The 24876-nt window shown below is 25.9% G+C and carries 23 protein-coding genes, 1 pseudogene, 1 CRISPR repeat array and 1 riboswitch; of the genes and pseudogenes, 10 read left to right on the top strand and 14 right to left on the bottom strand.

All coding sequences use genetic code 11. From position 1 onward, the window contains the following. The first annotated feature begins 112 nt into the window (after positions 1–112). The 3 genes from pdaA to ACTG44_RS07490 all read left to right on the top strand — a co-directional run bounded on the left by pdaA (position 113) and on the right by ACTG44_RS07490 (position 3292). Entirely contained in the window at positions 113–937 is an 825-nt protein-coding gene (gene pdaA, locus ACTG44_RS07500) for a delta-lactam-biosynthetic de-N-acetylase (protein ID WP_021384202.1), read from the top strand. Between the two features lie 309 nt (positions 938–1246). Continuing rightward, positions 1247–2011 (top strand): helix-turn-helix domain-containing protein, encoded by a 765-nt coding sequence (locus ACTG44_RS07495; protein WP_479921528.1) that lies wholly within the window; start codon positions 1247–1249, stop codon positions 2009–2011. Between the two features lie 96 nt (positions 2012–2107). After that, positions 2108–3292, top strand: coding sequence for an alpha/beta hydrolase family protein (locus tag ACTG44_RS07490; RefSeq protein WP_479921527.1), 1185 nt, complete (start codon positions 2108–2110; stop codon positions 3290–3292). 287 nt (positions 3293–3579) lie between these two features. On the opposite strand, the gene ACTG44_RS07485 is transcribed toward ACTG44_RS07490, so the two are convergent. Beyond that, on the bottom strand, positions 3580–4365 hold the full coding sequence (locus tag ACTG44_RS07485; RefSeq protein WP_479920089.1) for a GNAT family N-acetyltransferase: 786 nt from the start codon (positions 4363–4365) through the stop codon (positions 3580–3582). A 196-nt stretch (positions 4366–4561) separates the two neighbouring features. Continuing rightward, on the bottom strand, positions 4562–4696 hold the full coding sequence (locus ACTG44_RS07480) for a hypothetical protein (protein WP_021384195.1): 135 nt from the start codon (positions 4694–4696) through the stop codon (positions 4562–4564). Between the two features lie 229 nt (positions 4697–4925). On the opposite strand from ACTG44_RS07480, the gene ACTG44_RS07475 reads away from it, so the two are divergent. The 3 genes from ACTG44_RS07475 to ACTG44_RS07465 all read left to right on the top strand — a co-directional run bounded on the left by ACTG44_RS07475 (position 4926) and on the right by ACTG44_RS07465 (position 6818). Then, entirely contained in the window at positions 4926–5291 is a 366-nt protein-coding gene (locus ACTG44_RS07475) for a winged helix-turn-helix transcriptional regulator (RefSeq protein WP_479921526.1), read from the top strand. A gap of 77 nt (positions 5292–5368) precedes the next feature. Beyond that, positions 5369–5923: a cysteine hydrolase family protein gene (locus ACTG44_RS07470; protein ID WP_479921525.1), complete on the top strand. Its 555-nt coding sequence runs from the start codon at positions 5369–5371 to the stop codon at positions 5921–5923. Positions 5924–6143: 220 nt separating this feature from the next. After that, positions 6144–6818, top strand: a complete 675-nt coding sequence (locus ACTG44_RS07465) for an MgtC/SapB family protein (protein ID WP_021384200.1) — start codon at positions 6144–6146, stop codon at positions 6816–6818. Positions 6819–7049: 231 nt separating this feature from the next. Here the strand turns inward: ACTG44_RS07465 and ACTG44_RS07460 are convergent, their stop codons facing one another. From ACTG44_RS07460 to ACTG44_RS07445, 4 genes and pseudogenes are all read right to left on the bottom strand, one after another. Further along, positions 7050–8189 (bottom strand): agmatine deiminase family protein, encoded by a 1140-nt coding sequence (locus tag ACTG44_RS07460; RefSeq protein ID WP_479921524.1) that lies wholly within the window; start codon positions 8187–8189, stop codon positions 7050–7052. 58 nt (positions 8190–8247) lie between these two features. Then, on the bottom strand, positions 8248–9042 hold the full coding sequence (locus ACTG44_RS07455) for a MerR family transcriptional regulator (RefSeq protein ID WP_479920085.1): 795 nt from the start codon (positions 9040–9042) through the stop codon (positions 8248–8250). 371 nt (positions 9043–9413) lie between these two features. Next, positions 9414–9796: pseudogene (locus ACTG44_RS07450) on the bottom strand (BlaI/MecI/CopY family transcriptional regulator). A 106-nt stretch (positions 9797–9902) separates the two neighbouring features. After that, the gene (locus ACTG44_RS07445; RefSeq protein WP_021384211.1) at positions 9903–10280 is read right to left on the bottom strand and encodes a BlaI/MecI/CopY family transcriptional regulator; all 378 of its coding nucleotides are present in this window, start codon (positions 10278–10280) and stop codon (positions 9903–9905) included. A gap of 207 nt (positions 10281–10487) precedes the next feature. Continuing rightward, a riboswitch (cyclic di-GMP riboswitch) is annotated at positions 10488–10583 on the top strand. 374 nt (positions 10584–10957) lie between these two features. Between ACTG44_RS07445 and ACTG44_RS07440 the strand changes: the two genes are divergently transcribed. Then, a complete protein-coding gene (locus ACTG44_RS07440) occupies positions 10958–11158 on the top strand; it encodes a cold-shock protein (RefSeq protein WP_021384215.1) in 201 nt (66 codons plus the stop codon). On the opposite strand, the gene ACTG44_RS07435 is transcribed toward ACTG44_RS07440, so the two are convergent. From ACTG44_RS07435 to ACTG44_RS07415, 5 genes are all read right to left on the bottom strand, one after another. Next, positions 11131–11370 carry a hypothetical protein gene (locus tag ACTG44_RS07435; protein ID WP_021384177.1) on the bottom strand — a complete coding sequence of 80 codons (240 nt, stop codon included), beginning with the start codon at positions 11368–11370 and terminating at the stop codon, positions 11131–11133. The two genes, ACTG44_RS07440 and ACTG44_RS07435, sit on opposite strands and share 28 nt — an antisense overlap. Then, positions 11364–11636, bottom strand: a complete 273-nt coding sequence (locus tag ACTG44_RS07430) for a putative peptidoglycan-binding LysM domain protein (RefSeq protein ID WP_021384214.1) — start codon at positions 11634–11636, stop codon at positions 11364–11366. Before ACTG44_RS07430 ends, ACTG44_RS07435 begins: the two co-directional genes overlap by 7 nt. Positions 11637–12091: 455 nt before the next feature. Continuing rightward, positions 12092–12580: a CRISPR direct-repeat array (repeat unit 29 nt; unit sequence CTTTACATACCACTTAGTTAATATAAAAC). Between the two features lie 266 nt (positions 12581–12846). Beyond that, on the bottom strand, positions 12847–13662 hold the full coding sequence (locus ACTG44_RS07425) for an SHOCT domain-containing protein (RefSeq protein WP_021384222.1): 816 nt from the start codon (positions 13660–13662) through the stop codon (positions 12847–12849). Positions 13663–14383: 721 nt separating this feature from the next. Beyond that, on the bottom strand, positions 14384–14575 hold the full coding sequence (locus ACTG44_RS07420) for a hypothetical protein (RefSeq protein WP_479920083.1): 192 nt from the start codon (positions 14573–14575) through the stop codon (positions 14384–14386). Positions 14576–14620: 45 nt separating this feature from the next. Further along, positions 14621–15403, bottom strand: a complete 783-nt coding sequence (locus tag ACTG44_RS07415) for a hypothetical protein (protein ID WP_479921523.1) — start codon at positions 15401–15403, stop codon at positions 14621–14623. 160 nt (positions 15404–15563) lie between these two features. Here ACTG44_RS07415 and ACTG44_RS07410 point away from each other — a divergent pair, with 160 nt between their 5' ends. Further along, complete coding sequence (locus tag ACTG44_RS07410; RefSeq protein WP_479921522.1) at positions 15564–16778, top strand: tyrosine-type recombinase/integrase; 1215 nt, start codon at positions 15564–15566, stop codon at positions 16776–16778. Positions 16779–16836: 58 nt separating this feature from the next. Here ACTG44_RS07410 and ACTG44_RS07405 read toward each other — a convergent pair whose 3' ends face one another. Continuing rightward, on the bottom strand, positions 16837–17676 hold the full coding sequence (locus ACTG44_RS07405) for a MerR family transcriptional regulator (protein ID WP_479918481.1): 840 nt from the start codon (positions 17674–17676) through the stop codon (positions 16837–16839). Between the two features lie 766 nt (positions 17677–18442). Here ACTG44_RS07405 and ACTG44_RS07400 point away from each other — a divergent pair. Together ACTG44_RS07400 and ACTG44_RS07395 are read left to right on the top strand one after the other, a co-directional pair. Further along, positions 18443–20677 carry an EAL domain-containing protein gene (locus ACTG44_RS07400; protein ID WP_021384166.1) on the top strand — a complete coding sequence of 745 codons (2235 nt, stop codon included), beginning with the start codon at positions 18443–18445 and terminating at the stop codon, positions 20675–20677. Positions 20678–21027: 350 nt separating this feature from the next. Continuing rightward, the gene (locus tag ACTG44_RS07395) at positions 21028–22761 is read left to right on the top strand and encodes a sensor domain-containing diguanylate cyclase (RefSeq protein WP_479918480.1); all 1734 of its coding nucleotides are present in this window, start codon (positions 21028–21030) and stop codon (positions 22759–22761) included. Positions 22762–23210: 449 nt separating this feature from the next. Here the strand turns inward: ACTG44_RS07395 and ACTG44_RS07390 are convergent, their stop codons facing one another. Together ACTG44_RS07390 and tnpB are read right to left on the bottom strand one after the other, a co-directional pair. Then, a complete protein-coding gene (locus tag ACTG44_RS07390) occupies positions 23211–23630 on the bottom strand; it encodes an HTH domain-containing protein (RefSeq protein WP_479918479.1) in 420 nt (139 codons plus the stop codon). Positions 23631–23715: 85 nt separating this feature from the next. After that, complete coding sequence (gene tnpB / locus ACTG44_RS07385) at positions 23716–24825, bottom strand: IS200/IS605 family element RNA-guided endonuclease TnpB (protein ID WP_479918478.1); 1110 nt, start codon at positions 24823–24825, stop codon at positions 23716–23718. Positions 24826–24876 lie beyond the last annotated feature (51 nt).

Raw genomic sequence — 24876 nt, 5'->3', positions numbered from 1 at the left:
CTTACAACAAATTTCTTTAATTTATTATCTGTATATATGAATATTTTTAACTATAAATATTCAAACTATATTGTAAGAAAGACACTTGAAATTTTAAATAAGAGGTGAAATTGTGAAAAAAGATAGCCTAAAAAAATACATTTTAATTGGAACATTTGCTCTAATACTTTTGGGAATTGCTAGTATAAACTTTAAATCATTAGACAAAACAAAAACTCAAATCTCTAGCCCAACACTTGATACCCATGAATACGATTGGTATTTTAATCCTAGAGAGGATGGTAAACAGCCATCTCCTATAAAAGAAGCAAATTTTTTTAAAAAATATGATTCTTATTATGTAGGAAATCCTAATGAAAAAGTTATATATCTATCATTTGATGCTGGATATGAAAGTGGAAATACTCCAAAATTATTAGATACACTGAAAAAACACAATGCTAAAGCACAGTTTTTCGTAGTTGAAAGTTATATAAAAAGCAATCCAGATTTGATAAAACGTATGGAAAAAGAAGGTCATTTAGTTTGTAATCACTCAAAAAGTCATCCATCAATGGCAGGTATTACAGATTTTGAAAAATTCAAAGAAGAAATTACAAGTGTAGAAAAGGCATACAAAGATGTTACTGGAAAAGAAATGCCTAAGTACTTTAGACCACCTATGGGAAAATTTAGTGAACAGTCTTTGAAATACACAAAAGATTTAGGATATAAATCTATATTTTGGAGTTTTGCTTATGTAGATTGGTATGAAAAGAAACAGCCTACTCATGAATTTGCTAAAAACAAAATTTATTCAAGAACACATCCTGGTGCAATAGTTCTATTACATCCAAATTCATCAACAAACACTGAAATATTGGATGAAGTACTTACACATTGGGAAAAAGAAGGTTATAAACTTAAAACGCTCGATTATCTAAGTAATAAAAAATAATATTTTAATTTCAAAAAAACTCCATCATGAATTATAGTAAAAATAAAACTATTTATAAATACTTTAATTCTTAATGGAGTTTTTTATTTTTTATTACATAAAATAAGGCTCTTGAATATCCTCTAAAATGGTGTTATTTCTCCTTATATCGCATTTGAAAGTCGTTTTACACCCTTTGCGCATAACCTATTAAATTCTATGTGTATAACAATATTGTGTAATAATTTACAGTGTCAAAAAATACAATTACTAGGCTTTCTTGTTAAAAACTGTATAATATGCTAACCTATAAACGAGGAGTTGACCGCTATGACTACGATTTGTGTAATGATTAACCATATATTTTTAGATACAGAATATAAGCAACCAACTATTCATCAACACTTTGCAAAACATATTATTATATCACAATCTGGAAACTTGTCTGTGATGTTTGATAATGGCGAGGCATTACAATGTAAGGGGATTATTATAGATTCCAATGTCGCACATACAGTGTCAAGTAAAGATAATAAAATGTTGGTTTTCTTGATAGATGACACAAGCATGCTATCTCAAAATCTTAATCAACATCAATTACTAGGCTATCCTTTTTTCGTTATAGACAATCTCATAGTTGAACAAATACAAAAAATTTATATCACTTGTCAGGCAAAGGGATTTCCCCAAAGCTATATTGACTTTTCAAATCAAGTTTTCCATCTATTGAATTTAAATTATCATAGTTCATCTCTTACAGACAGTAGAATACAATGGGCATTGAATCATATTCTAAAGTCCACACACATTGACAATCAAATCTTTTTTGAGATATGTGCTGAAGTAAAATTGTCCAAAAGCCGATTTTCTCATCTTTTCAAAGAACAAATGGGAATATCACTAAACAGTTATTTGGCTTTATCAAAGCTTCGCAAGGCTTATGAGTTATTATTAAAAAGTGGTGATATTACCTCAGCTGCTATGGATGCAGGTTTTAGTTCGCCCTCTCATTTTTCCGCTTCCAGCAAAAAATATCTTGGCATTGCTGCAAGTGAACTTACAGGAAAATGTAGAATATATTTTTTCTCTCAATAGCGTCTATTTGAAAGTTAATATTTCTAATGTTTGTTACAATAAATGCATAGGGATAAAGATTACTCTTTATCTCTATGCATTATATTTTTAGGAGTGATGACATTGAAAACAAATAAAATTTCTTTTAATAAAGGCTTATATTCCCTTAATACAAACGCCAATTTTAATTTTCAGTTAAACAGGGTTATTATGTGGGGCGGAGGTCGCTTGGAAGATATACAAAAAGTCGCTTCTAAAATTGTCGATAGTGAAAGTTGGAAAATAGAACTTATATGTCTGGCTCAAGAAGCCGAACAAGATGAACGCATAGAAAATGCCATTGCTTACTATCGTATGAGTGAATTTTTTATGTACGATGGCGACCCTGATAAAATAGAATCCTACAAAAAAGCGACTACTCTATTTTACGAATACTACTCTGAATATTTCTCAAATGGAACTATACAGATTTTTCATGTGCCATATGAAAATATCACCCTACCTGTGATGTATGCAAAAGCACAGGGAGAGAAAAAGGACATTATATTGCTTCATGGTGGAAATGATTCTTACTTTGAAGAATTCTTTTTTCCGATGCTTTATCTTGCATCACAGGGATTTTATGTTTATCTTTTTGAGGGACCTGGTCAAGGTGGCGTGATGCGTTTACAGGAAAAACACTTTACTTATCAATGGGAACGTCCTGTAAAAGCAATTTTAGACTACTTTCATTTAGATAATGTAACCATCGTAGGTGCTTCCTTGGGAGGTTTTCTTGCTCCACGAGCAGCAGCCTTTGAAAAACGAATTGAGCGAGTGGTGGCTTGGTCTGTATTCCCCAATTTATTAGACGTAATACTTGGATCTCAACCAATAAAAATGCAAAAACTACTTCACTTACTGCTAAAATTTAAAACAAAATGGCTAATCAATTTCATAATAAAACAAAAAATGAAGCGTGGTGATAGTCTGGTAGTATGGGGGTTAAATCATGGAATGTACGCATATGAAGCATCTACACCTTATGAGTATTTTCAAAGAATCAACGATTATCAAATAGAGCCTATTGCAAAAAAGATAACACAAGACATTTTGATTTTGGGTGCAACGCAAGATCATTTCATTGATTATAGAACTGTTAGTAAAGAGATTGATTTACTTACCAATGTTCGCTCACTTACATTCCGTCTTATGACAGAAACAGAACAAGCTAGTAACCACTGTAACTGTGGAAATAGCAAACTGGTTTTAGATACAATTTCAAATTGGATTATGATGATGAAAAAATCTGATAGAGTTTAAAAATTTATTTTCGAGCCATACAAAATTCCATCTTATACCATGTCTGTACATAACCATACATATGATAATTAGGCCCAGTTACTCAATGTAGCTGGACCTTTCCTATGTCACAAATTTTATAGGGACTTGTGGAATAGGAGCATCATTTAATCAATTTTCAAAGAAAAATCCGCTTAAATGAATAGTCCATAAATACCAACAACCCCATCAATCAAGCGTCTTTCAAATGTTTAAGCTGTTGTATAAGATACATTATGAATGACACGAAAATTCACTATTTTTTATAGTTATTTAAAAAGGATTGTCCATTCATTTATCTCTTTGTATCCTATATTTTTATATATTTTACCTGCTATGTCATCATTGTAAAAAAGACATGGTACCTTTCCTTCCAACAATAAGTCTTTACTTAAATTGTAAACTATATAACTTGCAAATCCTTTTCCCCTATATTTTTTATCGGTGCTTACAGATACTACCATTGCCAAAAAACTAGTTTCCATACCAGTTGATGCAGTGCTAATCATAATGTCATTATTTTTAATAAAATATGCTCTTACATTTCCTTCTTTTAAATGCTCTTTTCTTTCTTCTATGTAATTTTTACTTACTTTATAATCTGAGTTATTTAAAAGTTTACCTATTTCATCAACATCTTTTTCCTGAGCCTTTTCTATTTTATACTCACTCATATTGGAGAAATCAATTTCTTTTACTTCCTTTAATATGCAAAATTTATTATCTAGTTTTTCATAGAAATCTTTATATCCACTTATTAATCTATCCATTACACACTTTTTTCCACTTATACTTTCTACATCCAAATCTTTTATATGATACTTCATCTCTTCTATATCAAAATCATTTTTTAGACTATAAATTATAAGTGTTGACTTACTCTTTAATATTATAGAAGTTATATTTCCTCCTTTCATTTGAGACCATATATCTTGAGAGTAGGAGCTAAATCCATAGTTTTCAACATATCCAATTATGAATAAGTTTAAACTTTCTTCATGTGATACATATTGCCAAAATTCTTTTTCTAAAGTGTTATCTATTTTTACAATCAAGTATATATCCTCCTTTTGCATTAATAATGATATACCTTATAATTTATAGTATCATTTAAATTCATTATATTCCACCAAATATTCTTAATTTTTCAAAAATAATTTAGAATTGTAAGCTAATTTATTTCTTGTAAAAGTATACAATTAAAGATTATATGTCATTTTATATTTTAAATAAGCTACATTTTTTCAATATCTATGCAATGTGTTCATATTTATTTTTATATTCTGTTAGTGCTTCATTCCAAGCTTCTTCTACTGAGATACCTTTCTTGGTTGCTATTCTTTGTGCCAATTCTATTATTTTCATAGCTTTTCTTGATATATTCATATATTTTCCTCCTCTAAATTATCATAAATTATTTTAAAGTTAAATTTCTATAGTTATTTTATATGTTTATTTACTTATATCTTACTAATTATTTGTGTATTAAATGTGAACTACGCTAGAAGAATTTTAGAACTTAATAAACCATAAACTTTACATACAATTCATATATATTTGTCATATCACAATACAAGTGATATAATTTATTATCATTTTATGGGGGTGATATATTATGAAAATAAGAGATGAATACACATGTCCTCTTGAAATTGTACATGACATAATCAAAGGAAAATGGAAAACTATCCTTGTATTTGAATTAAGACAGTCTAATAAGACATTTTCTGACTTAGAACATGGCATTTTGGGAATAAATCAAAAAATGTTAATTCAACAATTAAAAGAACTACATGAATTTGGTATTATTGATAAGATAAGTTCACCTGGTTATCCATTACATGTTGAATATTTTCTTACTGACCGTGGTAAAAAAATGTTAAAAGCTGTGGAAATAATGCAAGAAATAGGTATAGAATATATGCTTGAAAATGGTCAACAAGGGGTTCTAGACAGCAAAGGAATTTGTTATAATAAATAGTTTTATACATACCAAAAAGTAAGTAATTTACATTTTTTATATGAATATTATAATAAGGATATATAGGAGGTATAAACATGTCTATAGCTTTAATACTAATTGATATTCAGAATGATTATTTTAAAAACGGAAAATGTAAATTATTTGAATCAAAAAAAGCTGCTGAAAATGCAAAGAAGATATTGCTGTTCTTTAGAAAAAATGACTTACCAGTTATTCATGTACAACATATATCAACAGATAAAACAGCTTCTTTTTTTCTTCCTCACACTTATGGTTCAGAAATAAATGAAACTGTTTTTCCACTGGCAAATGAAGAAATTATAATTAAACATTCACCAGACAGTTTTTTTCAAACCAGCCTACACACTGTACTTGAGGAAAAAAATATAACTAAGTTGGTGATTTGTGGAATGATGAGTCATATGTGCATTGATACAAGTGTAAGAACAGCAAAAAAACTAGGATACAACATAACTCTTATAGATGATGCCTGTACAACAAAAAATTTATCTTGGGGTGATGTAGAAATTCATGCAAACACTGTCCATCAAGTATTCATGGCATCATTGCAGAAGAGTTTTGCAGATATAAAAAATACAGATATTTTTTTATCTAGTTGTTATAAATAAAAATATTTACCATATTAAAAAGAGCAAACTTAACTTATTTAAGTATGCTCTTTAATCATTTAAGATTAGATACGTTCTATCATTTTTATATATATAAAATACTCTTATCTATTTTATATTCATATATAACTATCATATAAATTTTAAACTTTACTATATCCACATAAAAAATGTAGTATTATAGTATATATATTATTATATAGAAAGGGGTGCTAGACAAATGAATAATCATATACTAATTCAATTTGAGTATATAGCAAGAATCATCCTTGCTGGTTTCTGTGGAGCTTTAATTGGATATGAAAGGAAAAATAGACTAAAAGAAGCTGGAATACGAACTCATTTTATAGTGGCATTAGGTTCAGCGCTTATAATCATTGTTTCTAAGTATGGGTTTAATGATATAGTAGGTACTCCAGGTATTGGTCTAGACCCAGCCCGTGTTGCAGCACAAGTTGTCAGTGGAATAGGTTTCTTAGGAGCTGGATTAATATTTATTAGAAATCAATCAGTAAGTGGACTTACTACAGCTGCTGGTATATGGGCAACAGCAGGTACAGGGCTTGCTATTGGCTCTGGATTATATTTATTAGGTATTGTTTCAAGTATTATCATTGTTATTGTGCAGATATTACTCCATAGAGATAGGAAATGGATGAAACTCCCTACAGCAGAACAAGTTTCGCTCAAGATTTCTAATAGAAGCGATTCGATAGAATATATTGAGGAGAAATTTAAGAAATCTAATATTGAAATTATAAACATGAATATTAAACGCCTTGATGGAGATTGGTTAGAAATAGTTATATATACTAAGTTACCTAAAGGATACAAAAAAACAAATTTATTAAAATTATTTAGTGATAATCCTCTTATAGAAACTTTAGAAATATGAAAAACAAATATAAAGATACAAATTACCACCGATTTTAAAATATGGTGGCGAATGGGTGGCAAAACAATTGCCACTCCATTTTTCTTTATTCAACAATACTATATGTGCTTTATTAATCATTTCCTTATGAACTCTTAAAATTTTCTTCTAACTTCTTTAATTTCATTTTTTCTCATTAAGGAATCTTTTTTTCATAAATAAGCTGTCAATATTAATTCATATCACACTTTATTACTCTCTATTTTTAACTACAGCTATAGGTTGTTGTTGAGTTACACAATGAGTCATTCCACCATCTTTATATAACTCTCTTATATCTATTCCTATTACTTTTCTATCAGGATATAAATCTTGTATAATCTTATTCGCAACTTTATCATTTGGGTCATTATAATTTGGAACTAATACAACTTTATTACCTATATAAAAATTCATATATGAACCTTGATATGCTAATTTTTTTCCATTTTTTAATTTAACATTGTTTTGCGTAAGTGGTAGATATACATAATTATATTTTTTCCCTTTTACATTTGTTGAATTCAACAATATATTAATATCTTTTTGCTTTAATCCCCAGTCTATCAATCCTTTTTTATTTAATGTAATTATTGTTGATTCATCATAAAATTTTGCAAATCCATCAATATGAAAATCTGTTATATCTATTCCAACTACACCATCTAACCATATAAATTTTTCTACTCCATAATATTTTCTTATATATTTTTCTATATCACCTTGGCTTAAGTTTTTATTTCTATTTTTATTTATTATAGAACTTTTAGTCGCTAAAAATGTTCCACTACCATCAAGCTCTATTGCTCCACCCTCTAAGACTACTTCGCTTAAATTTATACTTTTAATTCCTAAGTCTTCACTTATCTTTTTAGGAATCTGATTTGATTTACTATATGGTTCTTTTCTTCCCCAACCATTAAATCCCCAATCTAATATTACAATTTCATCACTCTCATCATATACAAATATAGGACCATTATCTCTTATCCAAACATCATCAGTTTTATGAATATAAAAATCTACATAACTCATGTCAATGTTTTCTTTTTTCAATAAATTCTCTATTCTATCTTTTTCACTATTATTATAAGCTACTATATGAACATTCTCACCTTCCACTAAAGACTTTGTCATCTTTACCCATACATCTTCTATTCTCTTTTGATATTCTTTTCCATAAGTATAACTATGAGGCCATTGCAACCAAGTGCCTTCATGTTCTTCATCTTCTAGTGTCATATAATACTTTTTTTGATTATTTTGATTTATATTTTCACTTTCATAACCTTTTGTAAATCCTCTCATCATCAATAATAATGGTAATACCAGCATTGAAATTATTTTATTCATAATAACCTCCTCTATTTTTATAATTCAAGTATAAAGGTTATCATAGTGTCAAGGTCAACTAATCTTTTGAAACTTTTATAGATACTTCTGTTATAAATTCATAGCTAAAGGGAGTTAATAATGAATCTACAAGATATTTTTCAATAAAATTTCCTTTAACTTTAAAATCGTTATTTTTAACCCACTTATACAAAGCATTATAAGCATCAATTAAATTTTCATAATCTCCATAACATATTGTACTAATATATGTACCACTTTCAATTACCTTATTATTGAATCCATTTATTTCTTTATTATCTATAATAGGTTGATAATATTCTATTTCATATGTATTTTCATCTATATTTTCATTATCGTAGAACATTACATAATAGCATCCAACTTTATTAGATTTGCTTTTTGAAATCGTATTATAGCAAGATTCTATAAATTCTCCTATCTCTTTATAAGTAATAATGGCTTTTTTGCACAAGGTATTAACTGATTGTCTTTCACAAATATTAACATCATAATTATTTATAATTGTATCTTTAAATTTTACCTTTTCTTCTATTTCTGAAATTAAATATCCATATTTATTTATTTTTTTTGTTAGTTCTTCAATCTTATTGATATATATATCTATATTTTCATATTTATTATTATCAAATATATCTTTTATTTCTTCATAAGAAAACTCATATCTTCTTAAGTTTTTTATTTTTGATATTATACTAATGTCTCCTTCTGTATAGTACCTATATCCATTATTTTCTATGTGACTAGGTTTCAATATATTTTCTTTATCATAATATCTAAGCATTCTAGATGATATTTTAGTTATTTTTGAAGCTTCACCTATTTTATACATACAAACACCTTCTTCATTTTTTTGATTTCGAAGTTTATTACTTTATTATTATTTATATATACTATAGATTAAACTTAAACAAAATGTAAGTGAATTTGTGATATTATCTGATTGTTTGAAGATTTGTTTGATATATCATTGAAATCTAGCTATTTAGTTACAAGTACTTGAATTTCGGTTATAAATTGTAGTATTTTCTTTGTCTTTATTTATATTTATTTTGAAACCATTAAAATATCAGACATTAAATCAATGTTTTTATTTTATCTTATATTTTTATTTATAGTTAATTTTATATAATAAGTTGGGCGGCAAATAGGTGGCAAAAAATTGCTACTCCATTTTTTTATTAAATAATACTATATTTTTTATTAATCATCTTTTTCCAAACTCTTAAAATATTCTTCTAACTCATTTAATTTTTTTCATCTACTTTCTCATCATTTTTATGTAATGCTGAAATCAAACTTCTAATTGAATTTTTATGTATATTTTTTATGAATTCTCTTGTTTCAAATCTCTGATATTGTTTTTCTTTTACTAGTACATTATAGTGAGTACGTTTATCTATTTTCTCTGTTTCTAAAAACTCTCTTCTTTGCAATCTTTTTAATACTGTAAATGTAGTCGTGTCTTTCCATTTATATTTTTGTTCCATGGCTTCAACAATTTCTCTTGATGTCAATATTCTATATGATTCCCAAATATATCTCATAACTTTTAATTCCGCTTCTGGTAATTTACTAATTTTCACGTTATATATACCCCCTTGTCGATTCATATATAAATAAAATTCTATCTTAATAAAGTTTTCCAAACAAGAGAATTAAGGTAAATAATACCACCCAATTTTCACCATATCATTCTTTTAAGTTACTGTAATACTCTTCTAATGAGTCTAACTTATCTTTGCTTATAGATTTATGTGTGGTAGTAAGAAAACGCATTATTTTTCTACTTTTACTAGATTTTAGTACCTTTTTCTTAAAAGCGTAATATTCTTCGTTATCTATTGTTATTTTATAATGAGATTGAAATTTTATAATATCTCTAGCCAAATAACCTTTATCAACCAATCTTTTTAATAGTGTTTTTATTGTACTTTTATGCCATCCATACCTCTGTTTTATATATTTTACAATTTCTTTTTTAGATATTATGGAATCTTTTTTCCATAAATACTCCATTAATATTAGTTCTGCTCTTAATAATTTTTCTATTAACATTTCTTCTTCCATCTTGTGTCGCTCCCTCATTCAGTCTAACTTAAACTAATGATAGGAGCTTTTTAATACAAAAACTACAGGTAAAATTTACCATATATTCTACTTATTTAGTTTGTTTTTATATATAAAAAATATTATTCATATCTATAAACTTATTCAATTTTCAAACACATATGTTGAATAATAACTAATTGCATTGTATTATTAAATTGTAGAATAAAACTAAATCGGCAAAACTATAGAAATTTAGTGACGCAAAGCTATAGGGACTAAGACTTATAAAATTCTTATAAATTATGTCATCCAGTTACCAAAAATATATAGTTCTTTTTGTTTTTATGAAAGTTTTTTAGCGAGATAATAATTTATATGTTTAGAGATAAAATGGATAAGTGTACACATATGTTGACTGCTTATATCAGTAGTTCATACGATTATTATAATTTTGTAAATACAAAGTTATATAGATTTTGTTTTCTAGAGAATCTCTTTTAACTTTATCTCCATTCGCACCAATCTATAGTAATACAAAGCTCTTAAATATATTTTTAATATTAAAAACAAGCAGAAATGTTAACTTAAAAATATAATTAAGTAGACATTTCTATTAATCTATGATACAATAGTATTTGTGGTAATACACAATTAAATCAAGTATATCTTGATATAGGTTAATAGGAGTATTTTTAATGAATAATGGAATAGTGAAATGGTTTAATAATGAAAAAGGATTTGGTTTTATATCAATAGAAGGTGGAGATGATGTATTTGCTCATTTCTCAGCTATACAAACTTCAGGATTTAAATCATTAGAAGAAGGTCAACAAGTAAGCTTTGATATAGTTAAAGGTGCTAGAGGTCCTCAAGCAGAAAATATAACTATATTATAATATATAGATTTTTCGGGAAAGACTCTTTTAGGGTCTTTTTTTATTGCTAGTATATATAATATAATTATTAATGAAGTAAATAATGTTATCTCAATGTCCCTATCTTCTTCTCTTCCTGCTGTTTGAGTATTACTAAAACTAGATATTGTAACTAACCCATTGTAACCAAAACCAGTTACTATTAAGCGTAATGGTTCGGCTTGGTCTACCATTTTTCAAGCATTGCAACTATTTCAGTAGAGTTTTTTAACTCACTATATCTACAATAAGAAGCATCATATAAGTTGGGTAAGAAGGTCTTGAATGATATTTTTCTTATCTTCTCGCCTTCTTTTTTAATGTCAAATTCACCTAAATTCACTATATGAACAGTTTCAAATCTTTTTTCTTTTTTAATAGATAAAAAATCTTGTGGATTAACTGGGAAATGGAAATCTATTTTTTCTTTTTCATTTTTTATGTATATATCTATTACCAAGTTATCATTTCCTTTCTAATGTGTTTTTGAATATTACACAGCAGTTTTCTTACCATATATTCACTTCCTTATTTAATATTAAAATAAAAAAATGCCTATTAAATTTAATAAGCATTGTTTCTTTATTTACATATTTTTTCTAATTTATGCTATAGTGAAAGCAAAGAGATAAAATTTACTTTGTAAAAGGTGAATTTCTCTAATTGATTAGAATTTAAAAGTTATTTTTTTAATCACCCTTAGCTTTTCAATTTTATTTTCCTTGCTCAAAATATTATAACATATAATTCTTACATATTTTACCTATTCTATATTTATTTTATATTATAATCACATCCTTTCAATTAAAAAAACACTTACCATAAGCAAGTGTTTTTGGATTATTTTTAATTTTGAATCCACATAGTTAACATAAAACATTATGATGCAGTTTCTATAACCTATACTGTTGCAAACTTTACATACCACTTAGTTAATATAAAACCAGATGAGGGAGCAGACTATTTGTGTGCTATTGTATACTTTACATACCACTTAGTTAATATAAAACTATAGAACTAGACTCATCTTGTCCTCGTATGATTATCTTTACATACCACTTAGTTAATATAAAACCTTATGATAGTCAATTAAAAAGTTTTGACTATTATAACTTTACATACCACTTAGTTAATATAAAACTAGCTCAAATAGTCTTAGAATCGGGAGGTTCTAACCCCTTTACATACCACTTAGTTAATATAAAACTAAGATTTTTAGAGTGCAACATGAAAAAAGGTTTATACTTTACATACCACTTAGTTAATATAAAACGACTTACAAATTGAGTAATCGAGGTGGTGATTAAATTCTTTACATACCACTTAGTTAATATAAAACTTCTATTCAATGTAAACAGAATCTTTGGAATATGAACTTTACATACCACTTAGTTAATATAAAACCCCAAAATAAACTTAGCATTTCCAATGCTTACACACATACAACTCTCTCAAATTTGCAGTGAACCATGAGTAGTGCAGTTGATAACACTTATCACACAGCCTCAATGCCTTACATTGCAACTGTTAAATCCTACTTTATCACGAATATCGCTCACTGCAAATTTTCTATATTTTTATTATATCATAAAATTCAAACTATAAAATTAAAATGAAATAAGTTATCAATTTAAGAACACCTATATATTTGTAAGTACTTACTATATCATCTATTCTAATAATTCCTTTTTCTTTTTATTATATTCTTCCTGTGTAATTGCTCCTGAATCTAACAACTCTTTTAGTTTCTTTATTTGTTCTAATGGGTCTACATAACTCTGATAATTTTTCTTTTTAACTTCATCTATACCATTTTGAATCTCTTCATCAGTCATAATATTATCTTCACTAATATGTAAATCTAATACAGATTTTTCACCAGTTTGTACTTCTCTATAGTACTTAATATAAATACTATTATACTTACCCCCATCATCCTTAGTATAAAATTCAAAAGTACAACAATCTATCTTAAAATCCTTTAATTCTTCTGTAATATATTTTATAAATAGTTGACATTCTTTAGTATTTTCAAATTTTTCGTTTTGTACTGTTAAATAAAATTGAGTAAGTCCAGACTCAACTACATCAACTTTATAGTGACTACCCTTATATTTTTGAGGTACTAATTCTTCTAATTTTGCTTTTAGCTCCTCTGCTGAGATTTTTTTTCCATATTTTTTCTCCCTTTTTTCCTTATCTATTTCTTCTTGTTTTCTGATTCTTTCTGATTCTTCTTTCTTTTGTTGTTCCTCTAAAATAGCCATCTTTTCTTCTGTATATGGGCTTATATCTTCCCAAACTGCATATAAATATATTGTAAAAATAAGAAACATATAAGATATAATACACATAACTCTTTGTTTTTTTCTAACAAAATAAATAATTATTAATGATGCCAAAAGTACCAAACTTCCTGGCATAAATCCTATAAAAATAACTATTCCTAATAACATTAATATTATTGCTACTATTATCATTGGCATATCAAAATTCCCCCACAAATTACTCATCTCAAACAACATTATAGCATAATTTGGTAAAATAAAAGCACCTACAATAAAGTAAGTGTTTTTTAGTATTTTTAATTTAAATCCACATCGTTAATATAAAACTTTGACAACATTTTTACCTATCTCTAGAACTTTTTTCTTCGCATACCACATAGTTAATATAAAACTTTAGTAAGATTTAAAAACATACTATGTTACTCTTAAACCTTAATTATCTTTTAAACTTATGCTGATAGTTTTCAATTTCGATCGATTTAGTTAGCTTCTTATCTGATGCTATTTAGAATAATATATTTATAAATTTTATTAATTTTAATTACTTTACCTTAGTATATTTTTGAAATTTATGAGGTATCAAATCATACAGCATTATAAAAAAAATATGTATAAGAAAAAGTATTAATATTCTAGTTGAATAACTTAAATAAATCCCTTTATATCTTATAAAAACTGGTGAAAGAAGTATAATTGAAAAATATATAATTAAATAGTAGATATAACGATAAATACTACTTTTGAGTTTATATATGGCATTACATTTTTTACACTTAAGTTTTCCAGTAAACATACTTTTAAGCCTATTTGTAATAGAAAAAGTGTAATTGCACTCTAAACAATTTTTCATAATAACCACCTTCTTATTCATAATTATAGTTTGCAAATCGTTCCTTAACTATTGTAAATACACTTTATACTAAATTAATCCATCTAATAAAACTTTCTTGTCCGTTTCATCAATAGTATTTAATAGCTTATTTATTCTAGCTTCAACTAAATGCTCTAAACTTAAATCACTATCCATTAATCCTAATTCTTTTTTGATTTCCTCTATATCTATATGTTTCTTAATAATATAAATAGTTAATTGCTTTTTGTGTTTACACACTACATAGTCATTATAAAACTATGTATAGTTAATCTAATCCTAGAACTAGCTTCTAGCTTCAAATTCTATACTATCAATTAAATTTACATCATTTTTTATATTGTTCCAATCTTCTAACCATACTACATAAGTAAGAGTACCATCATCAACAAAGTTTATTCTTACTGAATAGATATCATTCATATCTTTTATGTTGTTGACTAATTCTTTAGTAAAGTTTCTGCATTCACTTTCATTATTAAATTTAGAATCTTCTATTTGAATGCTAACTATATACCCATCTCCTTTAGTTGGAGTAAGCATATCAACATAATAACTTGTATTATTTTTAAAATTATCAGGTATAACAGATTCTACTTTTTCTTTTACTTCTTCCTTAGATAAACTTTTTTCTACTTCATTTTTCTGTTCTTCTTCTTGTGCTTTTTTATCTGCTTCTTGTTTTTTCTTTTCTTCTAACTCTTTTTTCTTTTGTGCTTCTAATTTATCTTTTAATTCTTTTTCTTGTTTTTCTTTAGCTTCCTTAGCTTTTATCTCTTGTTCTTCTTTTTCTTTTCTTTCAATTTCTTGCTGGTTCTTTAAATTATGCTCTGTTGTTACTTTGAATGTATCACCCCACCATGCCCAATTAAACATCAAAAGTATAAATATTAAAAACAAACTTATAACAATTTTTAATATTTTCACCAACTTATTACCCTTTTTCATTATACTTTTTACTAAAAATAGAATAGAAAAAAATAGCAATGTTAATGGTAATAATAAAATTCCTATTATAACAATTAATACCTTTTGCCAACTTTTTAATTCCTTAAATTTTTCAAACATAATATTCCCCCACATAATATGATTTTGTAACATAATTATACTATATAAGTAAAATTTTTACATTATTATCACATCCTTTCAATAAAAAAAACACCTGCCTGAGTAAGTGTTTTTAGTATTTTTAATTTTAAGTCCACATAGTTAATATAAAAACCAATACGTGTTTATATTACAATCAATTGCATTTGCATTTACATACCACATAGTTAATATAAAACATGTTAGAAAAAGAGGTAAAAAATGGTATTACTATTTTGATGCAGGTATAGTAGATGGTAAGAGAAAAAAAGTAGAAAAAGTTGGTGGAGAAACTAAAAAAGAAGCTGAAAAAGCTTTAAGAGATGCAATAAATGAATTTGAAAACTCTGGTACTGTATTTGATGAAACTAATATTAGTTTATCTGATTATTTGGACTTCTGGTACAAAGAATATGTACTTCTAAATTGCAAGTTTTACACTCAAGGTAATTATAAAAGGGCTATAGAAAATCATATTAAACCAAGTCTTGGAAAATATAAATTGAAATCTATAAATCCTGCTATTATTCAAGAATTTTTAAATATAAAATCAAAAGAAAAATATACAGAAAATGGTGAAGAAAAAAATTACTCAAAAGGAACTTTAAAATTGATTTATGGTGTTTTAAACACTTCTTTAAAATTAGCTGTATACCCATATAAACTTATTAGAGAGAACCCTGTTCAATATGTTAGTATTCCTAAAAACTTAGTGAAAACTAATACTAGTAATAAAGTTAAAACTATTACCTTAAATGATTTTGATACAATATTACATAAGTTTCCAGTTGGGACAAATGCCTATATTCCTTTGATGATTGGGTTTTATACAGGTATGAGAAAAGGTGAAGTATTAGGCTTATTTTGTGAAGATATAGATTTAGAAAATAATATAATTAAAATTAGAAGAAACTTAGTAAGGAAAAAAGATTCCAATTTTGAATTAGCTCCCCCTAAAACAAATTCTTCAATAAGAGATATTAAAATTGGTGATACTCTATCTAAAATATTAAAAGATGAAAAACTAAATCAAAAAAAGCAGAAAGTTAAAATAGGAAAATGGTATAAAAAAACAGAATATAATTGGGTATGCAGAAAAAAAGATGGTTCATTTGTAACTCATGGTGATATTGACATGGCAATAGCAATAATAAATAAAGATTTAAATATTGATTTCAATTTTCATTGTTTAAGACATACACATGCTACTTTACTTTTAGAAAATGGAGCTAATATTAAAGATATACAAAAGCGTCTAGGTCACAGTAAAATAACTACAACAATGGATACTTACTCTCATGTCACACATAAAATGGAAAGTGAAACAGTAAATATTTTAGAAGGTCTCAGAATATAATTTGCCACCGATTTTATAATACGGTGGCAAATCGGTGGCAAATTAGCATTTTTTCACTCTATTTATCATCTAATTCGTTGAAATCTAGCGATTTAGTTACAAGTACTTGAATTTCGGTTACAAACTCATCTACAATTCCAGTCTCATGTATATCTATCTTGTATATTTCTATAGGTTCAGCAATTATTTTATAATTATTTTCTTTTATAAATTTAAATACCTTTTCCATATATATTTTATTATTAGAATTACTTCCAGTGTAGTTTAAAGTTACATAATATCCCTCATCAAAAACTATATTGTATATTTCCTCGCTATTCTCTAAAAAACAGAATACAGATTTAAACTCATTGAATATACCTTTGTTGATTGCTTCAGTAGAAAAAGCAGAACCAATATTATTATTTCCAAGTATATTAAATCTATTTTCATACTCTTTTTGAAGTTTTTGAATTAAAAAATCAAAATCCTCATCTCTTCTTATATCAGCATTTAATTCTAAAGCTTTTCTCTTTTCTATATATACAACCTCTATCTCATCTATTTTTGTATTTTGAATTACACTTTCAATTGAACTTAATCTTTTTATAATATTTTCCTTATGACTTATAAATTCAAATATTTTTTTATCAATTAATTCAAGCTCTTCATTTAAAATATTTTTTGTAGACTCTATACTTCTATCATCTAAGTACTCTTTTATTTTTTTCATTGGAAAATTCAAACTTCTAAATTCTTTTATTAAATTGAGTTTCCATATATCTGATATGTTGTACATTCTATATCCATTTATGTCTCTAACTGGCTTTAGAATACCTATTTCTTCATAATACATTAATGAGTCTCTTCCTATTCCATATATTTTAGATATCTCTCCTATTTTATAGTAATCTTTCATTTATATGACAAAATCCTTCCTAATCCTATTTTTATTTTATAATCAAAATTATTTCTCTCTATAATCATATTTTTAGAATATACTAAAAACACCTCTAAAACAAGGACATGAAAATAAAGCTTCTACAATCAGTTATTAAAATCTAGTTGTTTTTCTATTATAATATTTCTAATTTTAACTTTTTTAAGTAATATCTTAGATTTCTATCCTTTATGTATATAACTATTATATACATATTTATATAATATCTTTTTGAAATAGATTTCTATGAATTATCCTTTAATACATTTAGTAAATTAACATTTATTCTAGTATATATCAGAAAATATAAAATTAAACTTAATTCAAATAACTGAAATTAAGTATATAAAATTATTAATGTAATATTAAATTATAAGTAAAAATTAATTATAAATAAATTAATTATTTATTTATAAAAACATTAAATTTGAAATTACTTATAATGTATTCTATCTTACTAACTACATGGCTTACAGTCTATCTATTTATAAAGAAATATGATATAATTGCATTCAAAAAAGAAATATTTCAATACACTCAAACTTAGACATTAACTAATTTTATATAAGATTATTACTAATTTAAAAATTTTTATTTTTAATCTTATAATAAGTAAGTTAATGAATATAAAGTTGAAATACTTATTTAAAATTAATTGTTCAAATTATTTATAAATTAACATTTAAATATTTTAAGCATAAATACAGTTGTCATCAAAATTTAAAGTATCTTATGGAGGAATACCATGCAAAATTATGATTATATAAAAATGTTAAATAAAAAGATAGAGCTATTAGCTAATGAATTAGACAATAGAAAATATAAATTTAAAATTTCAAATGAAATAGACTTTTTTTCTAAAATACCAAACAGAGAGTTTGTATACCAATATATTAATGACTGTATTTTGAAAGACATACATATCGGAATAATGTTATTAAATATTGATAACTTTAAATTATTTAATGATATCTATGGATACTTAGTTGGAGAAAATCTATTAATCAATATCACTCAAAAACTACTGTCCTTTGTTCCAGAATCTAATGGAATAGTTGCTTATTTAAAAGGAGAAGGATTTTTAATTGTAATTCCAAATGTATCAAATGATGAACTAAACAATATAGGTACAGCTATTATAAAGAGTGCTAGAGAATTAAAAATACAACTTCCTAACGAAAAAGAAATATACTCCAATGTTACATTTAGTATTGGTAGTACTATTTGGAATGGCGAGCCAAATAGTACTACTTTAGTGCTTTTCAATCAAGTGTATAGTGCTTTAAAAAAGGCTAAAGTAGAAGGTAAAAATAGATACATTTCATTTGACTTTAAGGATAATAATTTTTATAATCAATTGGAAAATGATAAGGAATTTTTATATGAAATATCACAGGCCTTACAAACTAAACAAATTGAAGCATTTTATCAACCACTCTATAATATAAAAAACAATACTATAGTTGGATGTGAGGCTCTTGCAAGATGGAGACATCCTCTTAAAGGAATTCTTACTCCAGATAAATTTATACCTTTATTCGAACAGTTTGGTTTGATAACCGAGCTAGATTTATACTTATTTGAAGAGAACTGCAAAAACATAAGAAGATGGATTGATAACAATGATGTTTTTGTTCCAATTTGTTGTAACTTTTCTCGTCTTCATTTTTTTAATTCTAATTTTCCAAGTATGCTAAAAAGTATTACTGAAAAGTACAGTGTTTCTACATCAAATTTCAGTATTGAAATCACAGAAAATATATTATTAGAAAATACAAATAATATTATTCAACAATTAACTGAACTTCGTTCTTATGGTTTTTCTGTATCAATGGACGATTTTGGTTCTGGATATTCATCTTTTGGTATGTTACAAAATCTGCCTTTTGATATAATCAAAATTGATAGAATATTTTTGTCTCATAATTTAAATGATTTTAAAAATACAACAATTTTATATTCTATAGTAAATATTGCAAGAGCTCTTGGAATGCTTACAGTATGTGAAGGTGTTGAAACAGAACAACATGTAGAATTTATTAAAAGTATAAATTGCGATATTGCTCAAGGTTATTATTATGCAAAACCTATGGAGTGCACACAATTTGAAAAATTACTATCTGAAAAAAATAACCCAGGAGAAATGTTTATAAAATATTCTGATATAGGGAAATCTTTGGTAGAAAAGATATTTGACGAATTTTTTATTATGCAAGACATGCAAAAACTAAAATCAAATGTCACTGAAGACATTCAATGGTTTGATTTTTACAGTAAAACAGAAATTACATCTTTTTCTAAAATAATAGAACATTTTGAAAAACATATTAAAGGTAAAAAATTTTCTATTCTTTATAAAAGTATAACTCCACATAATACTGACTCAGATTTATTATTAATTAGTGGAGAAGCTGTTTTATCAGATGAATCTGCTGAATGTCAAAAATATAGTAATTTCTATTTTAGTGCAAATTGTATAATTTCAGAAAACAGATTACTTTTAGCAAAACTACATATAGATTTAATAAAAACTGCTGGTTATATAAATGAATTTGAATCGTATTCCATACCTAAAATGACAAATACTCATCTTGATGAAAGTAATGTTTTATCACAATTTTATTCAATGTTACCTGTTGGTATAATTCGCTATGATTTATTTGGTGATATGATTATTACTTATATGAATGAAGAAATGTTTGATATTATAGGTTATACAAGAGAACAATTTTTTGGTGAGATGGGTGGTAACTTAAGAGCAATTGTTCATCCAGATGATTTAGACTTTATTTATAAAAAGAGTTTAGAGATGATTGATACAAATAAAATTGAGCCTTTTTTATATAGACTTATAAAGCGTGATGGTCAAATCGTTACAGTTATGTATACACAATGTAATCTATCTGCAATTGATGGTAGGTCTATTGCACAAGGCATGTATATAGATATAAATAAAATAGAAAATTTAATAAAAATCTAGTCTATAATACATTAGCTTGAAGAAATTAAGATGTTTAAAGAAATTTTTTAAATATAAATATAATTCATTCAACTATGATATTGATACAGTAAAATAAACTTTAAATCTATAACGATAGAATTAGATAAAAAATATGTAATTATTTTTCTTTTTCTGAACTTATATTTTATATTATTATGTATTTATATAGTACGTTAGTCCTAAGCGCTGAAACAGATTTTGTTGCAGTGCTTTTTAACTAAAATCAACTTATTTAATAAAAATATCACAGTTTAACAACATTTTTAATTTAAGTATATTAATGTATAATATAATTAGGATATATAATAACAAAGGAGAGGGGGAATATCATGAGCATACTCCTAAAAAAATCACCTAAATTTGCAAAACATATTATAACAAACTTTTATGTAAATCGAGATATTGATGAAATATTAAAACACCTTTCTAAAGATGTCACATGGATTGGACCAGGAGAACAGGAATTTCTCACTTCTTTTAATGAAATAAAAGATTATTTTTATGCAGGTCAAAACGAAGTGCCTTCTTGTGACATAAGTAATGACACATTTGAAATTGTAAGTGAAGATAAAAATAGCTGTATGGTATTAGGAAAATATACTGTCAGTACTAAAGAGAATGCACAAATGGTATTAGAAGTAAATCAGCGTTGTACATTTGAGATAATTGAAGATAGAGAGAAATTATTAGTAAAACATATGCATATATCAAATCCTTATGGTGAAATGCAGATTGATGAATACTTCCCTACCAAAATTGGAACACAAAGTTATGATTATTTACAAAGAATGCTAAAAGAAAAAACAGAAGTTATTGAGATGATTACAAATAATATCAATGGTGGATTAAAAGGTAGCAATGATGATGATACATACTCTTTTTTCTATGTTAACGAAGGATTGCCTAAGATATTAGGATATACATATGATGAGTTTATTGAAATGAGTGGTGGTTCAGCAGTAGGAGCTGTATATCCGCCAGATTTACCTAAAGCACTAGAAGATTGCAAACGATGTTTTGCAAAGGGAGCTACATATTCATCTGAATATAGAATACGCAAAAAAAATGGAACACTAATGTGGGTATTAGATACTGGAATGAAATCATTAAATAGTGATGGTGTAGTAAAAATTAATAGCATTATTACTGACATTACTCCATTAAAAAATATAGAATCTGAATTAAAATTAGAAAGAGAGCGATATCGCATCGCTTTGCAAAATATTACAGACATTATGTTTGAATATGACATTGGAAATGATAATTTTATAAAATATCAACGTGTAGAAATAGATAAAAAAATTGAATTAGAAAACTTTGAAACAAAAAATTATTCTAAGTTGTTAGAGTCTGGAGCAATTGTTCATCTTGATGATATTGGCAAATTACTAGAAGTTCTTCGTGGAAATCTTAGAGAAATAATTGAAATAAGACAATTAAACTCATTGACTAAAGATGAATGGAGATGGATTCGTGTCCAATGTTCAGTTATCTATGATAGTGACCATAAACCTATCAAGACAATTGGTGTTTTAAAAGACATAACTGATGACAAATCTAAATTAGAAATTTTAATTAATCAAGCTCAACGTGACCCACTAACACAACTATACAATCAAAGGGTATCAGAAGATTTTATTCAAGATTACTTCTGTAATTCTGAGACAAAATCTAGTGATGCTTTATTAGTTATTGATATTGATGATTTTAAAACTGTAAATGATACTTTTGGGCATTTGGAAGGAAATGAAGTCTTAGTTGCTGTATCAAAAATATTACTACAAAACACATGTAATAAAAATATAGTTGCTCGAATCGGTGGAGATGAATTTATGATATTTATGAAATCATTAACAAAGGATTTAGTAATAGAAAGTACTAGTAAGATTTTAAATGCTACAAGTAAAATAAAGTTGAAAAATAATCATAAAATAACATTAAGTATTGGAATTGCTTTTGTTGATGATTCAATTAAATCCTATAAAGATTTATTTTCCAAAGCTGATAAAGCTCTGTATATATCAAAAGCAGACGGAAAAAATCGTTATAGTATATGTGAATAATAAAATTGTCATATTATACCTTTGCCTAAAAATAAATTATAATTCAGCTATTGTTATTTATAATGATATTAATCATAAAGTATATTATTATTTAAAGACAATCATATACTTTGTGATTATTATATAAATATTTAATATTTTTTAGTAAGCTTCTCCTCTAATTTTCATAATTTGTTCTTAAACCCCTCTACTACTTCTATATAAATTCTTAAAATAAATTTAGATAAAATACTTCTTAATATTGGTTACTTTACTAAAGAACAAATTTATGGAAAAATTAAACTTTAAATATCTAGAAATATAAGATTATAAATATTTTATTACAAATACCTAATATTAATATAGTCTATCTTAAAATAACAATTTATTCGTATAAAAAAGTGAACGCTTAAAAGAGTTCACTTTTTATTTTAAATACAAAGTTATCTATAAGCACAAATTCTTTCTTATCAGCTTTGACATTCATAATTTTTAAATATTAAACTCAAATTCATAGCTGCTACACATATACTATACTTCATTTCTACTGGTATACAATCTATCCCATTTATAAAATCTATTATGTATTTTTCCTCAACATTTGAAGCCTTAGCTATAAATTTAGTATTAAGATTATACATATTAGTCAAAAGACTTAAAATGCCTCTAAGCCTAGAATCTAAGTCAACATCCATGATATATCCAAGTTGTAAAACTACATTTATCCTTTTTGACCATACATCTAAATCTTCTATAAATTCATTTTCATATTTCTTATACGCTCTTATTTTTTCTATGTCTACTCCAAACAAATTTGATAAGATATTTTCGTCTATATGATATTCATCACTGAACCTCCCATGACTAAAGTCACAGGGTTCCTGCTTCATAGAATTTTGCATACTAAAATATGTCTTACTAATTCTCCACAGGCTATCCCCGTAGTTCCTACGGTTCTTACATAAGTTATTTATTTTAAACTGTTATTAGTCTTAATCCTTCTTTTAGTATATTTATACTTGCATTTATATCTCTATCGTGAGTTTCATTACAACAAGGACAAATCCATTCTCTTATATTTAAATCCTTAATTTCCTCGTTTTTGTACCCACATTTATTGCATATTTGTGAACTTGCAAAGAATTTACCTACCTTTACAATTTGTCTACCATACCAATTAGCCTTGTATTCTAATTGACGAACAAATTCTGACCATGACACATCAGAAATAGAGCGAGACATTTTACGATTTCTAGTCATATTCTTTACTTGTAAATCCTCTATGCAAATAATATCATTCTCTCGTATTAATTTAGTAGATAGTTTTTGTAGAAAATCCTTCCTTTGATTAGCTATATGTTCTTGAAGTCTTGCAACTTTTAACCTTGCTTTATTTCTATTTAAACTACCAATTGTTTTTCTCGATAGTTCTCTTTGTAATTTAGCAAGTTTGTTTAATGACTTTAGAAGATACTTAGGATTTTCTATAAATTGTCCACAACTTGAGATACAAAATTCTTTAATTCCTAAATCTAAACCTATCTGACTATTAGTATTTTCAAATGCTTCAATATCTATATCAGTGCAACATAATGATACATAATATTTACCACTTGGTTCTTTGGATACTGTAGCATTAAGTATTCTCCCTTGAGGTACTTGTTTATCCCTTACTTTAACCATACCAAGTTTAGGTAATTTTATATATTGACTAAAGTACATAATGTTTCCATTTGTAAAGTTAGTTCTATATGAAAACCTATTAGTTTTCTTTGATTTAAATTTAGGAAATCCTGTATTTTCTTTAAAGAATTTTTTATATGCGTTTTCTAAATCTTTTAAGGTGTTTTGTAGTGAAAATTTGTCAGGTTCTTTAAGCCACTCTAATTCTCTTTTTAAATTGGTCAAATCAGAACTGCACTGTTTATAAGTAAAAGTTTCTTTATTGTTTTCATAAACTTCTATTTTTTTAGAAAGATATTTATTATATACAAATCTACAACATCCAAAAGTTTTGTTAATTAACTCTTGCTGTTTTTTATTTGGATACATTCTAAACTTATATGCCTTTTCCACTACTATCACCTCACTTTACTTGTTTTTTCTGATTAATTAATATATTTTCTTATCTGCTCC

The organism is Clostridioides sp. LIBA-2809 (assembly GCF_056688965.1).
The sequence above is the reverse complement of the archived record's forward strand: the minus strand, read 5'-3'. Positions and strand labels throughout refer to the sequence as shown.